This window comes from Agaribacterium sp. ZY112 (assembly GCF_041346925.1).
GTDB lineage: Bacteria > Pseudomonadota > Gammaproteobacteria > Pseudomonadales > Cellvibrionaceae > Agaribacterium.
Genome location: NZ_CP166840.1, coordinates 789,357 through 805,556, shown reverse-complemented (window position 1 = coordinate 805,556; position 16,200 = coordinate 789,357). Strand labels below are relative to the sequence as shown.

The 16,200-nt window shown below is 45.0% G+C and carries 13 protein-coding genes and 1 pseudogene; 5 read left to right on the top strand and 9 right to left on the bottom strand.

The features are described from left to right. Positions 1-22: 22 nt before the first annotated feature. Positions 23-1,678 (top strand): hypothetical protein, encoded by a 1,656-nt coding sequence (locus AB1S55_RS03450; RefSeq protein WP_370980396.1) that lies wholly within the window; start codon positions 23-25, stop codon positions 1,676-1,678. A gap of 107 nt (positions 1,679-1,785) precedes the next feature. Then, positions 1,786-3,117: a hypothetical protein gene (locus AB1S55_RS03445; RefSeq protein WP_370980395.1), complete on the top strand. Its 1,332-nt coding sequence runs from the start codon at positions 1,786-1,788 to the stop codon at positions 3,115-3,117. A 40-nt stretch (positions 3,118-3,157) separates the two neighbouring features. Here AB1S55_RS03445 and AB1S55_RS03440 read toward each other — a convergent pair whose 3' ends face one another. The 3 genes from AB1S55_RS03440 to AB1S55_RS03430 form a co-directional block, all read right to left on the bottom strand. After that, a complete protein-coding gene (locus AB1S55_RS03440; protein WP_370980394.1) occupies positions 3,158-3,859 on the bottom strand; it encodes an SIMPL domain-containing protein in 702 nt (233 codons plus the stop codon). Positions 3,860-3,914: 55 nt separating this feature from the next. After that, on the bottom strand, positions 3,915-5,102 hold the full coding sequence (locus tag AB1S55_RS03435) for a class I SAM-dependent rRNA methyltransferase (RefSeq protein WP_370981622.1): 1,188 nt from the start codon (positions 5,100-5,102) through the stop codon (positions 3,915-3,917). Between the two features lie 74 nt (positions 5,103-5,176). Beyond that, positions 5,177-5,602 (bottom strand): group II truncated hemoglobin, encoded by a 426-nt coding sequence (locus AB1S55_RS03430; RefSeq protein WP_370980393.1) that lies wholly within the window; start codon positions 5,600-5,602, stop codon positions 5,177-5,179. Between the two features lie 330 nt (positions 5,603-5,932). Between AB1S55_RS03430 and AB1S55_RS03425 the strand changes: the two genes are divergently transcribed. The 3 genes and pseudogenes from AB1S55_RS03425 (at position 5,933) to AB1S55_RS03415 (ending at position 10,000) form a co-directional block, all read left to right on the top strand. Next, the gene (locus AB1S55_RS03425; protein WP_370980392.1) at positions 5,933-8,263 is read left to right on the top strand and encodes a Tex family protein; all 2,331 of its coding nucleotides are present in this window, start codon (positions 5,933-5,935) and stop codon (positions 8,261-8,263) included. Beyond that, positions 8,263-8,847, top strand: coding sequence for a transglutaminase family protein (locus AB1S55_RS03420; protein ID WP_370980391.1), 585 nt, complete (start codon positions 8,263-8,265; stop codon positions 8,845-8,847). The genes AB1S55_RS03425 and AB1S55_RS03420 overlap by 1 nt, the downstream gene beginning before the upstream one ends. 281 nt (positions 8,848-9,128) lie before the next feature. Continuing rightward, a pseudogene (locus AB1S55_RS03415) lies at positions 9,129-10,000 on the top strand (TraB/GumN family protein). 85 nt (positions 10,001-10,085) lie between these two features. Here AB1S55_RS03415 and AB1S55_RS03410 read toward each other — a convergent pair. From AB1S55_RS03410 to ahcY, 6 genes are all read right to left on the bottom strand, one after another. Beyond that, the gene (locus AB1S55_RS03410) at positions 10,086-10,784 is read right to left on the bottom strand and encodes a YbhB/YbcL family Raf kinase inhibitor-like protein (protein WP_370980390.1); all 699 of its coding nucleotides are present in this window, start codon (positions 10,782-10,784) and stop codon (positions 10,086-10,088) included. Positions 10,785-10,950: 166 nt separating this feature from the next. Continuing rightward, positions 10,951-12,489, bottom strand: a complete 1,539-nt coding sequence (locus AB1S55_RS03405) for a winged helix-turn-helix domain-containing protein (protein WP_370980389.1) — start codon at positions 12,487-12,489, stop codon at positions 10,951-10,953. 114 nt (positions 12,490-12,603) lie between these two features. Beyond that, positions 12,604-12,870: a YkgJ family cysteine cluster protein gene (locus AB1S55_RS03400; RefSeq protein ID WP_370980388.1), complete on the bottom strand. Its 267-nt coding sequence runs from the start codon at positions 12,868-12,870 to the stop codon at positions 12,604-12,606. A 3-nt stretch (positions 12,871-12,873) separates the two neighbouring features. After that, entirely contained in the window at positions 12,874-13,605 is a 732-nt protein-coding gene (locus AB1S55_RS03395; protein WP_370980387.1) for a 16S rRNA (uracil(1498)-N(3))-methyltransferase, read from the bottom strand. Further along, positions 13,605-14,447 (bottom strand): methylenetetrahydrofolate reductase [NAD(P)H], encoded by an 843-nt coding sequence (gene metF / locus AB1S55_RS03390; RefSeq protein ID WP_370980386.1) that lies wholly within the window; start codon positions 14,445-14,447, stop codon positions 13,605-13,607. Before metF ends, AB1S55_RS03395 begins: the two co-directional genes overlap by 1 nt. Before the next feature lie 241 nt (positions 14,448-14,688). Then, positions 14,689-16,098: an adenosylhomocysteinase gene (gene ahcY, locus AB1S55_RS03385; protein ID WP_370980385.1), complete on the bottom strand. Its 1,410-nt coding sequence runs from the start codon at positions 16,096-16,098 to the stop codon at positions 14,689-14,691. Positions 16,099-16,200: the final 102 nt, after the last annotated feature.

The following is a 16,200-nucleotide window of genomic DNA, read 5'->3' as shown; positions in this document are numbered from 1 at the left end:
CGCAATTAAAAGGTAATATGTAATGACTAAGAAAAATCTCTATGTTGCGCCCGACCAGCCGCTCTACCAGAGCGGCCATGCAAGGCCTAAAACACGTCGTGAGTTTTTAGCTCAAGGTTTTACTGCAGGAGTGGGAACGGTAGCGACGACGGGTGTGCTCGGTTCTATACTGGCCTCACCACAAGCTATGGCAGCTTTAAGCCCAGATATGCTGACTCGTTTAACTGAATGTGAATTGGATGGCGGCTCTTCGCGCAAGATTCCTTTTATTCATATTGATTTGGCCGGTGGCGCCAATATGGCGGGTTCCAATGTGCTTGTTGGCGGTGCGGGTGGTCAAATGGACTTCCTAAGCAGTGGAGGCTATAGCAAGCAAGGCCTGCCCGGCGACATGGTTCCCGGTGCGGCGGAAGCCAATGGGGCTGGCAGCAGTGAAACAGGTACTTCAAATGGCGATCACACAGATACCTCTTTAGGCTTGGCTTTTCACTCTGACTCAGCCTTTTTACGTGGCATATTAGAGCGCACATCCTTAACGACACGGGCTAATATTAATGGCGCCGTGATACCTGCCCGTTCAGAAAACGATACGGGCAATAACCCCCACAACCCACTTTATGGTATTGCCCGTGTGGGCGGTGCCAAAGGCAGCCTGCTATCAACTATTGGTTCACGTAACAGTGAGAGCGGCGGTAACTCAATGGCACCGGCCCAGTACATTCAGGCGGATCTGAGGCCTAGTAAAATTGATAGGCCTAGTGATGTAACTGGTTTGGTGAGCGTGGGTGATTTTGGTTCATTAAGCCCACAAGAAGTGGTTAATGTCATGGAAAGTGTGGCGCGCTTATCGAAAGCAAAAACCGACAGTGTATCAACCGGCCTGAGCAACGATAACGAAGTGCGTGAAAAGCTCGCTTGTACCTATGTTGAAAACGCAAGCCTTGCCGATCAATTTCCAAATATCAGTGTATTAGATGTTTTCCAAGACACCGATATTGTTGGTCCCGGCGGTATTTTTACTAGTGCCGAAATGGATGATAGAGAGTTCTCTAAAACTGCTTCAGTTATGAAATTGGTCTTAGACAGCCCTGCTAATGGTTATCCGTATGCGGGGGCGGGCACTATTGCTATGGGCGGTTATGACTATCATGGCGGCGGTCGTTCAACCGGTGAGGTTCGTGATTTACGTGCTGGCCGCTGTATGGGCGCGTGTTTGGAATATGCAGCGCGTAAAGGCCGGCCCTTGATGCTCTATGTTAGCTCCGATGGCTCCTTATCTTCTAATGGTGCAACTGAAGATACCGAGCTTGGTCGCGGCAAAGGGATGTGGACATCAGATAATCAGCAAACGGCGGCATCATTTTTCTTGGTGTATAACCCTGGCGGTCGTGCTCAGTTATTGGGTGCCTCTATGGACGAGCAGGCGCGCCATCAGCAGATTGGGTATATGCGGGCCAGTGGGGATGTTGAAACGGCTAGTAGCCCTGCAGCAAATAATGTCGATCAGCTTGTGCAAACTGTGATTCTGAATTACATGGCTCTGCATGGGGAGACGGGGGATTTTGCCACTAACTTTGATACGGAGGGTTTGACTCAAGGTTTGGGCTCTTCGCAAGCAATTCTCGATAATTACGTGGCGTTTGAACCAATCGTCGACGGTGGTTTAACGAACAGTTAACAAAACGAGGGGGTGAGCTGGTTTTGGCCGCCTCCTTCTTGCCTGAGTACTCTCTTAACACTCAGAATCCAGCTAAACTAAGAACATAAATTCTTAAGGATAAGCTTATGACTCTGAGTCCAGCTTTGGCCGCTATATTGGCCTGCCCACAAACAGGCCACGCTCTAAAGCAAGTTGAGGATCAGCTTGTTAGTGAAGATGGCCAGCACAGCTACCCGCTGATCGATGGCATTCCTTGGCTTATTGCCCATCCACGTAATTCACTTTTGGATTGGGGGGCTAAGCTCAACCACTTTCAACAAACTTTATTGCAAGAAATTGCTTTGCTTGAACGAGATAGTGAAGATGCCAGCGCTGTTTTTTACTCTCGTGTCGAAAGCTTGTTACAAGCTAAAAAAGATTTTTTACTTGAAGTCACAACGTTATTAGAACCCTTAACGCGGGCGAAAGTCGCTTCGTCAGAAACCTACAGCGCTCTACGAGACATAGCGCCAACGACGCAGAACCTACTTAGCTATGAAGCCAATATTTATAGAGACTGGCAGTGGGGCGAAGAAGAAAATCAACAGAGTTTAGAGTTAATAAAAAAAGTAGCGCCAGCTAAACTCGGTAAATTATGTGTTTTAGGATCCGGTGCAGGGCGTTTAGCTTTAGATGTACATAAGCACTTGGATGCTGACCTTACCGTGGCTTGTGATATTAATCCGATGTTTTTACTTGCTTTAAATAAAATGTTACGTGGTGAATCGTTCTTCTTTACCGAATTCCCACTGCATCCAAAAATTACGGATTACTACGCTATCAAACACCAGATGCAAGCCTTAACGAATGTTCCTGAAGGTTTTCATCTTTGCTTTTCTGATGCGGCAAAACCCAGCTTTAAAAAACACAGTTTTGATACTGTGCTAACGCCGTGGATTATTGATATCCAGCCTTATGAGTTCTCTAAGTTTTTATCTCAGTTAAATCAATATTTACCCATAGGGGGGGCTTGGTTAAATATGGGCTCATTAGTATTTAACCAGAATAGAGATAGCCTATGTTATTCAAGTGATGAGTTAGTAGAGCTTGCAGCAAAAGCGGGTTTTGAGCTAGAAGAGCTGAAAAAAACAGAGATGCCTTATCTTAAGTCGCCTTATAGTGCGGGCTATCGAATGGAAACAGTATGGTCTTGGCAAGCGGTTAAACGTCAGCACGTAGATGCAGAGCCAGAGTTAAGTACCATGCCAACTTGGCTAATCGATACTACTGTGCCGGTTCCTGTCAGTGATGTGATATTACGTGAATCTGCTACCAGTGAGTTTTTGGCAAATTTGTATAAACAAGTTGATGGCAAACGAAGTATTCAAGATATAGCGCGTTATGCGGCTAAAAAAGATTCGGTAGATGCGCAAGAAATGAAGCAGATGTTGGTTCAGTTTTTTAAAATGAGACAGTAGCCTATAAACTAGGGGCAAAGCTTGCCTTGCCCCATCGGATTTACTTCAACTCAAAACTTACCGCAACGTGTCCGCGTATTTTGATTTCACCAAGCTCTATACTCTTCTGTCCAGAAACTAACTCCTCACTTTCAACAGCGGCTGACATCGCGCGGGTCTTCATAAGAGGCATAGGACCTGCTTGACCGGCTTCGCTGATCGAGAGAGGTTTACCAATTTTCTGACCTAAGGCTGCAGCCATGCGTTCTGCTTTTGCTTTGGCGTTGGTGAGCGCAGTTAGTTGAACTTCTTGCTCTAAGGCTTCCCGATTACTTACGTCATAACTAACGTTATTAATTTGCACGCCTTTGATACCAGCAAGGCTTGACCAAAGTTGTTGGTAAAGTTCAACATCATTTAATGTGAATGAAATACGGCTGCTAGCAATAAAGCCTGTGTTGATGTTCTTGCCGTTTTTCCACTGAGTACGCTGGCGAAGATTCATATTTTGGCTTTGTAGTTTACTGTCGTTAGCCAGAATATCTTTTAAGCTGCTTAAGGTCTGTTTGCTAATTTGACTGTGTTGTTTGGCAACACTTTGTAAGTCGACACCTTCGTTGCTAATGGAAATATTCCAATGCATTTGGTCGGGGCTAACTGACTTACTTGCTTCGCCACTAACTTGAATAAAGCGGTCGTCCGAATCAAAAGCGAATACTTGGCTACTACACAATAAAACTAAAAAAAGTCCGGCTAATCTCATTTTGTCTCTCCTTGTTGGGCTTAGTTTTTTACTCTAAGTCCATTTTGTGACATTTTTACCTGCGGCTTAAACGATAAAATAAAGCCTTGAGGTATTGGGTTTCAACAATGCTCGGGTGTACGGGGTGATCCGGTGCTTGGCTGCCTTTAAATATTTGTTGTACGTCGCGGTCCAAGTGTGCAGCAGCACTGCGAACTATGTCGCCGAGGCTATCATCTGCTAAGTGCATGGAGCACGAAGCACTTACTAAAATTCCGCCAGCTTCAACCAAACGCATAGCCAGTTCATTAATGTGCCTATACGCAGCGGCACCGTTCTTTTGATCCTTTTTGCGCTTAATAAACGCAGGTGGATCCAGCACTACGACATCAAATTTTCGTCCTTGTTCAATTAAGGCTTTTAATTGCTCAACCGCTTTGCCGTGTAAACACTCGGGTTTTTGTTTTAATTGGTTTAGCTCATAGGCACGCTCTACCCAAGACAGGGCTTGCTCGGAAGCATCAATAAAGCTGACTTCTTTAGCGCCAGCGGCGGCCGCTTGTACGCCCCAACCACCGACATAAGAGAAAACATCGAGTACCGTTTTGTCTTTTGACATTTTTTGCAACTGAGCTCTATTCAAGCGGTGATCATAGAACCAGCCGGTTTTTTGCCCACCTTCGCTGGGAATAGCAAACTTAACGCCGTTTTCTTCGAGAATAAATTCATCTCCTACGTCGCCAAAACGTTCGCTATAGCTAGGTAGTTCTTCAAGCACTCGAGCGCTGTGATCGTTTGCTAAGATCATGCCTGTTGGTTCAATAGCATCATCAAAGGCTTCGAGGATTTCTTGTTTGAAGTTTTCCATGCCTGCGGTTGTTAGTTGTACAACTAGGTCTGAGCCAAAACGGTCACAAACAATGCCAGGCATAAAGTCTGAATCGCCGTATACAAGGCGATAGTAGGGTTTTTCAAAGTACATCTCTCGCAATTCAAGCGCTTGTTTAATGCGTTTCATAAAGAATTTACGATTGATATTGGCTTTGGTGTTGCGAGTAATTAAACGGCCACACATCAAGACTTTAGGGTTGAGTGTCGCAATACCGAGTGCGCGGCCCTTATCGTTCTCGACGATCACTAAGCTGCCTGTTTCAAAACCCGTTAGCGGGCTGCGTTTGGTATCTACTTCGTTGGAGTAAATCCACAGGTGGCCTTGGCGCAGGCGTTTGTCGGCATTTTTCTTAAGGTAGAGCGTAGGCAGCATGGTTGTACTCGCTATAAAGGTTGGAGCTGGCAAAGTGGGCGCATTATAGCGCAAGGCCATAGGCAGCAGAGCAATTACTCTGAGTCTTGGGCGTGTGAACAGACCTGTCTAATACGCTCTGCTGGCACACTGAGTTGCTCAAACATGTATTTTTTAAAATCGTCACTGTAATCTTGGTCTTTAAGTGCGTGTTTCATGCACAGCATCCAAGCGTTGCGCTGTTCTGCGCCAACCTTTAAATGGCTGTGAACTTGCGGGATGCTGATGCCGCCAAAGTGCTCTTTATATAGTTTGGGGCCTCCGAGCCAACCACTGAGAAAGTAACTCAGTTTTTTGCGTGAATCGCTGAGGTCTTCGCGGTGCATGGCCCTAATCTCAGCGGCCTCTGGCAAGCGTTCCATATAGTCATAAAAGGCATCGACTAGCTTAATAATACCTTCAAGCTGGCCGGCGGCTTGGTAGGAGGCGTCTAAAGTGCCGAACTTAAGTGTGTTTGTCATAAGTGAGTTGCGGTGCAGTGAGTATGTGGGTGTGGGGGCAGAGTCTAGACTCTCAGCCCACAGTTAGGGAAGCCATATCCAGCCTTTGACGTGGCACTTAGTCTCAGTTCTGGGAGAAGGTAAGAAGGGCAATCGGCCGTCGGGAGCGGCCGTTTAGCGAACAGGGAGTCATGAGCGTGCCCTGAGTGCCTTTCCCTGTGCTGGGACGGACTCTAAAACTAATAAGATAGCTCCAAGCCAAACCCAAAAAGCAACAAAGTTCAAGGGTGTAAGACAGCGCGACTTAGCGCATAATCCGCGCCTAAGTTTGCACATGTACATAGGTCAAGAATGTCTCAAATCACTTCTATTATCGCCAAGGAACTTGGTGTTCAAGAAACTCAGGTCGCAGCAGCAGTAGGCCTACTTGATGAAGGTGCCACCGTACCTTTTATATCTCGTTATCGTAAGGAAGTGACAGGCGGTCTAGATGACAGTCAATTGCGGAACCTCGACGAGCGTTTAAGCTATTTACGTGAACTAAATGAGCGACGTGAAGCCGTATTAAAAAGCATTACAGAGCAGGAAAAGTTGACCCCTGAGCTTGAGGCACAAATTAAGGCGGCAAGTACTAAGACCTCACTTGAAGATCTTTATTTGCCTTATAAGCCAAAACGCCGCACCAAAGCACAAATAGCGCGCGAAGCAGGTTTGGAGCCTTTGGCCGATGCCTTATTTGCCGATCCAAGCCTAGAGCCTGAAGTACAAGCTGAAAGTTATTTTAATGCTGATGCCGGTATTGCCACAGTAAAAGATGCACTTGATGGCGCTAAACAAATTTTGATGGAACGCTTTAGTGAAGATGCAGAGCTCTTAGAGCGTTTGCGTAATTTCTTGCGTCAGGAAGCTTGGCTGCATGCAACGATGGTTGAAGGTAAAGAACAAGAAGGTGCAAAATTCCGCGACTATTTTGATCATCGAGAGCAACTAGCTAAAGTACCGAGCCATCGAGCTTTGGCAATGTTCCGCGGCCGCAATGAGGGTGTGCTTAATGTGTTATTTACCCTTGAAGAAGATTTAGAGCCGGGCCAAAGTCACCCTGCAGAATCTTTAGTGGCTGAGCGTTGGAATATTCAAGATCTAGGCCGCGCCGCAGACAAGTGGTTAAGCGAAGTTGTACGTTGGACTTGGCGAGTAAAATTGGCGACCCACCTAGAAACCGATTTATTAGGAGATTTACGCGATAAAGCAGAAGCTGATGCCATTGACGTTTTTGCGGCAAACTTAAAAGATTTATTGTTGGCGGCGCCAGCAGGTCAAAAAGCCACTATCGGTTTGGATCCCGGTTTGCGCACCGGTGTGAAAGTAGCTGTGGTTGACAGTACCGGCCAAGTCCTTGATCACTGCGCTATTTTCCCCACACCACCACAAAATAAAATTCGTGAATCAGAAGCGGTATTGCTTGGTTTAATTCAAAAGCATAACGTGACTCTTATTGCGATTGGTAACGGTACAGCTAGCCGAGAAACTGAAAAGTTTGTTGGTGACATGATTAAAAGCTATAAGTTGTCACAGGTGCAAAAAGTCATCGTTAATGAAGCGGGTGCTTCTATTTATTCTGCTTCTGAATTTGCGGCAAAAGAATTTCCCGATTTAGATGTGACTATCCGTGGTGCTATTTCTATTGCTCGCCGCTTGCAAGATCCGTTGGCGGAACTTGTAAAAATTGAACCTAAGAGCATTGGTGTAGGTCAGTACCAACACGATGTAAGCCAAACTCGCTTAGCGCGATCTCTCGACGCGGTTGTTGAAGATTGTGTGAACGGTGTTGGTGTTGAAGTGAATACGGCATCGGCGCCATTATTGGCTCGAGTATCAGGGTTAAACCAAACCATTGCTAATAATATTGTTAGTCATCGCAATGAAAATGGTGCGTTTGAAAGCCGTAAGCAATTATTAAAAGTTAGTCGCCTTGGCCCCAAAGCATTTGAACAAGCAGCAGGTTTTTTACGTATTGCAAATGCTGAAAATTCATTAGACGCCTCAGCGGTTCATCCTGAATCTTATACCGTAGTTGAAAAGATAGCTCAGACTAACAGCAAAGCCGTTAATGATTTAATTGGCGATAGCTCCTTTTTACGTCGACTTAAAGCGGCAGATTATGCGGATGAAACGTTTGGTATTCCAACGGTAACCGATATTATTTCTGAGCTAGATAAACCAGGTCGCGACCCTCGCCCCGAGTTTAAAACTGCAAAGTTTCAAGAGGGTGTAGAGAAAATATCAGACCTTGTAGAAGGCATGGTATTGGAAGGCACGGTGACCAATGTAACTAACTTTGGTGCCTTTGTGGATGTAGGTGTTCACCAAGATGGTTTGGTACATATCAGCGCACTTTCCAATACCTTTGTTAAAGATCCAAGAGAAGTTGTTAAAGCCGGTGACATTGTTAAAGTAAAAGTCATGGAAGTTGACGCGCCGCGTAAGCGTATTGGTTTAAGCATGCGTATGGATGATAAGCCGGGCGAAGCGCGCAGTGGGCAAGCTAAAGGCGGAGAGCGTCGCGGTGCTCAAGGCGCTCAGCGTAAACATCAAAGTGGTCAAGGTCGTGGGCAGGCTGCTACTCAAGGTGAGGGCACTATGGCTGCTTTATTTGCCCAAGCAATGAAAAATAAAAAATAATGGCGAATCTGCAGCGCTATTTAAGTGCAAGCAAGTACATCGATTGGCAGCATCCAGCTGTCTTAAAATGTGCGCTAGAACTTAAACAAGGCGATAGTGATAAATATGCTATCGCCGAGCGCTGTTTTCTTTATGTTCGCGACCATATTAAGCACAGCTGGGATTTTCAGCTCAACCCAGTAACATGCAAAGCCTCAGATGTACTTTTACATACGACGGGTTTTTGTTATGCCAAAAGTCATTTGTTAGCAGCATTGTTGCGGGCAAATGGTATTCCTGCTGGCCTTTGTTATCAGCGCTTAACGATTGATGGTGAAACGCCTCCTTTTTGTTTGCATGGCCTAAATGCGATTTATCTCGATAATTTCGGCTGGTTTCGTGTCGACGCACGTGGCAACAAAGAAGGGGTAAATGCTCAGTTTAATCCTAGTCGGGAAGTTCTAGCGTTCCCTATCAAATATGAAGGTGAAGCAGATTTACAAGGAGTGTGGCCTGAACCGATTAATGAGGTTATCAACACGCTGGAATCACATAGTGATATTAAAGCTGTGATGCAGAATTTGCCTGATATTACAGTGTTCTAGATTGATATTTCCTTTCAATAAAGTACTGTATCTTAAATTCTGGCTATATAGTTTTCATATTTACTATGCCACTTAAGCTCTTGTCATTGCTCTTATTTAACAAGTTTAAGCCGTTTAGATAGTTTTAATTCGATGTATGAGTATTACCAATTGGTAGCATTACGGTGACAAACAATATTTATTATTCCCCCATAACAGCTCGTCAAGCTGACGGATAGATCGGATCATACTATCTACGGTTTCACATAATAATTAGACACATTCTACAAAAGGATTTAAACATGTATCGCCAACTTAGCTACTATGTGGCTTGTTTTCTGGTTTCAGGGTTTTGCTCTTTTGCATCGGCAGAAAGTGCCGTTTGGAAGGTCACTAAAGATGATTCCGTCATGTATTTTGGTGGCACGATTCATTTGTTAAGTGTTGCTGATCATCCTCTGCCTGAGGCCTATGACAAAGCCTATAAAGAGTCACAAGTATTGGCTTTTGAAACAGATTCGGATGAAATGAATTCACCCGAGTTTCAACAAAAAGCTATGGTGGCAATGATGTTACCGCCGGGGAAAAGCATTAAAGATGTGTTGGATGAAACTACCTATAGCCCCTTGACCACTATTTAACAAATCGCGGTATGTCTGTTGGGCAATTTGCCAGCTTCAAACCTTCTCTTGTTAGCCACGTTTTACTGGAAATGGAATATAGCAAGCATGGCAGATCACGCGAATATGGCGTTGATGATTATTTTTATCAGAAAGCAAAAGCTGATGGTAAGGTGCGTCTTCCTTTGGATACACCGGACGAGCAAGTTATAGCTTTTGAAAAACTTTCCAATACTCCAAATAGTACGATTAATTATGCGATTGACATGCTGGAAGAAGGAATAGAGGGCATTAAAGAAACTGAGGCTGTATGGCGCAGTGGCGATTTAGACAAACCTGAAGAAGCCTCAGAGAAAGAGCGTCGCGAACAACGTCCCGAAGAGTATCAAATCTTGATGGTTGAAAGAAACTCTAAATGGCTTGTGAAAATTGAAGAATATGCACAAACAGAGCAAGTGGAATTTGTTCTGGTTGGCCTTGCACATATGGGTGGGCCTCATGGCCTTATTAAGTCTCTGGAAGACAAAGGTTATAAAATAGAAAAGCTTATTTAAAAGTATGTTTATTTACTTGAAGTAGAAGAGAAGTAGTTAAGCGTGGATAGGAGGGCAAAAGCCCCCCTATTTATCGTGTTTAATATTAAGGCGTAAAGTTGCCACTAATGGTCGCCGAATCCAATATATATTCAGCATAAATACGTTCAAATCGTGCGCGAGTTAAATTAGGGCTGCTGGTAAAGGCGGGCATGTTCTCATTTAAGGCGTAGATACTAGTTTTATAGCTGTGGGTGCTAGGTGGGCATGGGCCTGCATAAGTACTGGAGCCAGTATAGGCTACTCCTTCAATCGCCCCGCTAATACTCGAAATATTTAGATCCTCATCCAGCATGGTTATCTCGGCAGGAATATTTACCACTGTCCAATGCTTGCAAGCGCTCTCGCCAGTGCCGCAGGGTGAGTTCTCATCATCCATAATTAACGCAAATGATGCCGCGTTCTGTGGTGCATCAGCCCAGGAGTATTGAGGTGAGATGTTGTTGCCGCTTTTGGCTGTGCAAGCGTGTAATAGAGGGATGTTGTCTCCGTTGTTATAAGCGCTGGAGCTAATGCTCATATCTATCTGCGGTGAAGGGCTCGGGCTCGCTTCTGGACTTGGAGACGGGCTAGGTGAAGGGCTTGGCGAAGCTAATGGCGAGGGGCTGGCTTCAGTGCTAGGTAAGGGGCTAGCGTTTATTTGATTCTGTGCTGCTTTGTTATTTGAATCACCGCCACAGGCGCTTAATAATGCTGTGAGGGTAAGTAAGCCTAACAGCTGTTGAGTGCGAGGTAATGTAATCATGGTAGTTCTCCCTAATGTTGAGGTTTGAACTATCGTCGGTGCGACCACAGAGGCCTAATGAAGCTAGCTATAGTTATCTAAAATTATCTTAGCATTATGATTTTATTGGGTTTTCTCATATATTAATCGTTTGTACCTCTGCGTCGAACAGAAGCAAAATGACAAGCTAATTAGCAAGTAAGTTTTGCATATTGTCGGAATAAGCTTGCAGCCTATCAAGTTGGTAGTTCTGCATAAGAGCTTGGGCTTGCTCAAACTGCTCTTCGGCTTGTTGCTTTTGGCCGAGGTTAAAGTAGGCGTGGGCAAGGTGGAGATAGGTGCGGCCGCGACCGTTGGGGCAGAACATATTGCCATAATTACTGAGGGCGTTTTTATAGCTGCTTATGCCTTGCTCGACCTTACCTGTCTGACTAAAAAGAATACCGCGCAGTTCCGCGATATAAGCCGCGTAGAGCCAATCTTCAGCTACTACAGCATCGGCTTGTTGGAGGTAGCTTAATGCTGCGTCGTGATTCTGCAGGCTGTTTTCTATTACCGCTTGCCAATAATATATGCGGCTTAGATTGAAATCTTGTTTTGCTAAAGCGATGCTTGCGGCCTCATCCAGCACGTTAAGAGCTTGTTCAGCCTGACCGAGATGGAATAAAGACTCGGCCAATTTTCGACGCGCAATAAGATTGTCTTTTTCAGTTTCAAGTAAGGTTTTAAGTAGCGCTTGCGCGTCTTTATAATTCTCTTGCTCCATAAGTTCGAGTGCACTGACCAGCAGGGCGTTGCGATAATCTGAACTGTAATCAAACTTATTCTTGGCGGCTTGGGTGTTGAGCTTGCCGCTAAGCTCCTCGGCAAGAAGGATTAACGCTTGGTCTATGCTTTGTGCCTCAATAAGGCCTTGGCTTACATGAGCACTTTGATGAATTTTATAAAGCAGTCGGTATTCGTTGATATTGCCCGTGAGTAGACTTTCAACAATGGCCGAGGCTTGCGTGTGTTGAAAGAGTTTGTGAACCTCATCGCTTTGATAGTCGCGTTTGAGCTGGGCTTCTTGCATAAGCCAAAGTACGACTTCGGTATCTCTGACCACGGCGAGTTCACTCGGTCTTAATAGCGAAATAAGTTGGTCCATGCCGCCGAGATTGACCCATTGATGTTCGATACTGTTGATGCTGGTTTTGATGGGCAAAATTAGTACAGAGCCGGAAAGGTCGTGCTTCTGCAATGCGAGTTCTTGAGCAGAGGGCACTTTGTTTTGAAGCTGAGGGGCACTTGTTGAGTCGGTGTGATTTTTCTGCTGGTGATGCCAAACAAAGCCCGCGCCCAGAGCGGCGCTCATGAGTAAAGCACAGATGAGAATTAAGGCTTTTTTATGGCGAGAGAAAAAGCCGTCTTTGACTTCTTCCACATCACAGGTCCAGATATAACCCTTGCGAGGATAAGTTTTGATGACGGTTGGGTTTTTAAAGAGTTGGCGTATTTCACTGATAGACTGAAATAGCACCTGCTCATCCACCACGACATCGTCCCAAATGGATTCAAGCAGCACCTCTTTGCTCACTACCTGTTTGCTTTGCATAAGCAGTAGCTTCAGTAGTGTGAAGGTACGTGGACGCACATTAACCACAGAGCCATTGGCTTCAACGGTGTGTTGGTCAATATCGATAATAAAGCCCGCGCTGGCGTAGCGTTTATTTTCTTGGATGTTCATTTGCGTCCTGTTGCTTTGCTTGTGTGACTACAAGCTACATTGTTTCAGAAATTACATCTATAGCGAAACAAATTCACATGGGCTTTTGATCTGAGCTTGTTGCTTGGCTGAGCTCTAAGTGGTTTTTTCTAAAAACCGAATAATCTCTAATGCTTCTTCGCGTGAATTTCCGCAAATACTGGCTTCAGGTTTAAAGGCCTTGCACCAACTGGGGTAATTGCTTTGTCCCCAGATTCGACACCTAAGAGTTTGCATATCGAGGTTGGGGCAAGGCTCATCAGCAGCTTTACCTTGTGGCGCATTAGCAAAACTTTGAGTGATGGATGGGGCGATGCAGCAAGCTGCGCAGTCGTCGCGACACGACATAGTGTCTTCGGTCACGTATTAAAAATCGCCCCAGCACTGTTGCATAATAGCAAGCGCTGCAAGAGGGGCTGTTTCTGTGCGTAAAACACGAGGGCCTAGGCTTAAGTTCTTAAAGTCATGTTTGTGTGCCAAGTCAATTTCATCTTGGCTTAAACCGCCTTCGGGGCCAATGAGCAGGCAAATATCGTCGGTTTTTTCTAATTCACTAAATCGTGAACTGTTGCGATGGTGAAGAACTAGTTTTAATTGTTGTTGATCGCGCTCTTGAGTGAAATAGTCTTGGATGTGTATTGGGCTTTTGAGCGTGGGAAGAATATTTCGACCACTTTGTTCGCAGGCAGCGATAATTATTTTCTGCCAGCTTAAAAACTTTTTATTTAAACGATCGCCACTGAGTTTCACTTCTGTGCGCTCAGTAAACATGGGTTGTATGGAAGTAACACCTAGCTCGGTCGCTTTTTGTAAAACTAAATCAAAGCGTTCTCCACGGCTTAAGCCAATAGCTAATGTGGTGTTTAATGGACTTTCGTTGTCCTGCTGATGCCATTGAGTGATTTTAACCGTGGCATATTTTTTTGTGCTAGCAATAATCTCGGCATCGTAATGACCTCCTTGCCCATTAAATAAAATGAGGCTGCGCCCCACAGCCATACGCAACACTTTAATTAAGTGATGAGAGGGCGCTTCTTCCAGCTCTAGTTCGGTGTTAGAAGCAAGCGCTTGTTCTGTATAGATGCGGGGGATACGCATTAGTCTGCTAAACCAAGATTTTTTACAATGGTAGAGGTAGGATCAACCTGATTCATTGTGTAGAAATGAAAACCCGGTGCACCATTGTCTAATAGTGTTTCACAAAGTTCAGATACTAGGTCTGTGCCAAACGCGGCAATACTTGCCGTATCGTCGCCATAACTTTCTAAGCGCTTGCGAATCCAACGGGGAATTTCCGCACCACAGGCGTCGCTAAAGCGTGCCAGATTTTTATAGTTGGTAATTGGCATAATCCCAGGGTAAATGGGTTTATTAATGCCTACCTTGTTGCACTGTTCCATAAAATAGAAAAAGGCATCAGGATTATAAAAATACTGGGTAATAGCGCTGTCAGCACCCGCGTCAAATTTACCTTTAAGGTAATTAACATCGCTTTCGTAGCTTTTGGCTTCAGGGTGAATTTCAGGGTAAGCGGCAACCGCCAACTTGAAGTGGTCGCCAAAATGTTTGCGAATAAAAGCAACCAGCTCGTTGGCATAAACTAACTGTAAAGAACCACCCACACCTGAAGGCATATCACCGCGCAACGCAACGATACGATTGATACCGGCATCTTTATAGTCAGTTAACAGTTTGATCATGCTTTCTTCGTCATCGCCACCAAAGCTTAAATGAGGCGCAACGTCAAAGCCGGCGCTTTTCATTTCAGTAACAATGCCTTTGGTATTGTCACGGGTAGAACCGCCAGCACCGTAGGTAACACTAAAGTACTTTGGGTTTAATTTGTTTAACTCGTTACGTGTGGTGACGAGTTTTTCACGTCCTGCTTCGGTCTTCGCTGGGAAGAATTCGAAGCTAAATTGTATTTTTTCTTCGCTCATTGTTTTCCACTCATGTGGTTTAGTGCCAACTCATTTAACACCGTGCCATCTTTAATCTTTAAAAGGGCACAATGTTAGCTCGGGGTTCCGGAGGGGGTTGAAGGAAGCTCACCGACAAGGATGTCGGTGCGCAGCCCCCATGGATGGGTTCACGGCGTTTCCTGAACCCCCTCCGGCACTCCGAGCGTTAATGTGGCAGATGACTTGCAGAATAGGGGTTTCTACAAGCCATTTTTATAATTTAGTACTTATAAGTCTCTGGCTTAAATGGACCGTCGACTTCTACATTAATATACTTAGCTTGGTCGTCACGTAGTTTAGTGATGACACCACCAAAACCTTCAACCATGGCTGCAGCTACTTCTTCATCCAGCTTCTTAGGTAAAAGCTTAACGTAAACGTTGGCTGCTTTTTCTGATTTATCTAGGTCGGCAAACTTTTTATCAAACAAATACATTTGCGCAAGAACCTGGTTCGCAAAAGAACCATCCATAATACGGCTTGGGTGACCAGTTGCATTACCTAGATTAACTAAGCGACCTTCTGATAAAAGAATCAGATGATTATTCTCTGCTTTGTTGCGGTAAATTTTGTGGACTTGAGGTTTCACCTCATCCCACTCCCAGTTGTCACGCATAAACTGCGTATCAATTTCATTGTCGAAGTGACCAATGTTTGAAACAACAGCGCCGTTCTTTAAGCTCTGTAACATAGCGGCATCACATACGTTAACGTTGCCGGTGGTTGTTACAACAAGATCGGTTGTGCCTAATACGATATGGTTGATATCTTCAACTTTGCCAGTGTTTACGCCGTTGTTATAAGGCGATACCACTTCAAAGCCGTCCATACATGCTTGCATTGCACAGATAGGATCGATTTCAGTTACTTTAACAATCATACCTTCTTGGCGAAGAGAGGCTGCAGAACCTTTACCCACATCACCGTAACCGATAACAAGTGCTTTTTTACCGCTAAGCAAGTGGTCGGTACCGCGTTTGATGGCATCATTTAAGCTGTGACGACAACCGTATTTGTTATCGTTTTTACTTTTGGTGACGGCGTCGTTTACGTTGATAGCAGGAACAAGCAGCTCACCTTTTTCCTGCATTTCAACTAAGCGATGTACACCTGTTGTGGTCTCTTCACTAATGCCGTGAATATCATTTAATAGTTCAGGGAATTTGTCGTGACATAGTTGAGTGAGGTCGCCACCATCGTCAAGAATCATATTGGCATCCCAAACTTCACCATCTTTAACAACGGTTTGTTCGATGCACCACCAGAACTCTTCTTCTGTTTCACCTTTCCAAGCAAATACAGGGATGCCCGCTGCGGCAATAGCAGCTGCGGCGTGATCTTGAGTTGAGAAAATATTACATGAAGACCAACGCACTTCTGCACCGAGTTCTACAAGCGTTTCAATCAATACGGCTGTCTGAATCGTCATGTGAATACAACCCATGATCTTGGCGCCAGCTAAAGGTTGTTCACCTTTATAGCGGGTGCGCAAAGCCATAAGTGCAGGCATTTCACCTTCGGCGATCTCAATTTCTTTACGGCCCCAAAGTGCGTCTTGATCAAATTCTTCTTGGGTTTTTGCGGCGACTTTAAAGTCACTAAAATTATTTGCTGCGATTACAACTGTCATTTCGGGTAAGCTCCCTTAGAGTATTTGTGGGGCAGTGTTTATTTGCCTAATCAGACACGCCGTAGATATATCCCTATAGGCTTCACTTCGGCATCCATGCCT

Excerpts from the sequence above, each read along its gene's own strand:
- AB1S55_RS03450 (WP_370980396.1), top strand. The coding sequence starts at position 23 with ATGACTAAGAAAAATCTCTATGTTGCGCCCGACCAGCCGCTCTACCAG.
- AB1S55_RS03445 (WP_370980395.1), top strand. The coding sequence starts at position 1,786 with ATGACTCTGAGTCCAGCTTTGGCCGCTATATTGGCCTGCCCACAAACA.
- AB1S55_RS03440 (WP_370980394.1), bottom strand. The coding sequence starts at position 3,859 with ATGAGATTAGCCGGACTTTTTTTAGTTTTATTGTGTAGTAGCCAAGTA.
- AB1S55_RS03435 (WP_370981622.1), bottom strand. The coding sequence starts at position 5,102 with ATGCTGCCTACGCTCTACCTTAAGAAAAATGCCGACAAACGCCTGCGC.
- AB1S55_RS03430 (WP_370980393.1), bottom strand. The coding sequence starts at position 5,602 with ATGACAAACACACTTAAGTTCGGCACTTTAGACGCCTCCTACCAAGCC.
- AB1S55_RS03425 (WP_370980392.1), top strand. The coding sequence starts at position 5,933 with ATGTCTCAAATCACTTCTATTATCGCCAAGGAACTTGGTGTTCAAGAA.
- AB1S55_RS03420 (WP_370980391.1), top strand. The coding sequence starts at position 8,263 with ATGGCGAATCTGCAGCGCTATTTAAGTGCAAGCAAGTACATCGATTGG.
- AB1S55_RS03410 (WP_370980390.1), bottom strand. The coding sequence starts at position 10,784 with ATGATTACATTACCTCGCACTCAACAGCTGTTAGGCTTACTTACCCTC.
- AB1S55_RS03405 (WP_370980389.1), bottom strand. The coding sequence starts at position 12,489 with ATGAACATCCAAGAAAATAAACGCTACGCCAGCGCGGGCTTTATTATC.
- AB1S55_RS03395 (WP_370980387.1), bottom strand. The coding sequence starts at position 13,605 with ATGCGTATCCCCCGCATCTATACAGAACAAGCGCTTGCTTCTAACACC.
- metF (WP_370980386.1), bottom strand. The coding sequence starts at position 14,447 with ATGAGCGAAGAAAAAATACAATTTAGCTTCGAATTCTTCCCAGCGAAG.
- ahcY (WP_370980385.1), bottom strand. The coding sequence starts at position 16,098 with ATGACAGTTGTAATCGCAGCAAATAATTTTAGTGACTTTAAAGTCGCC.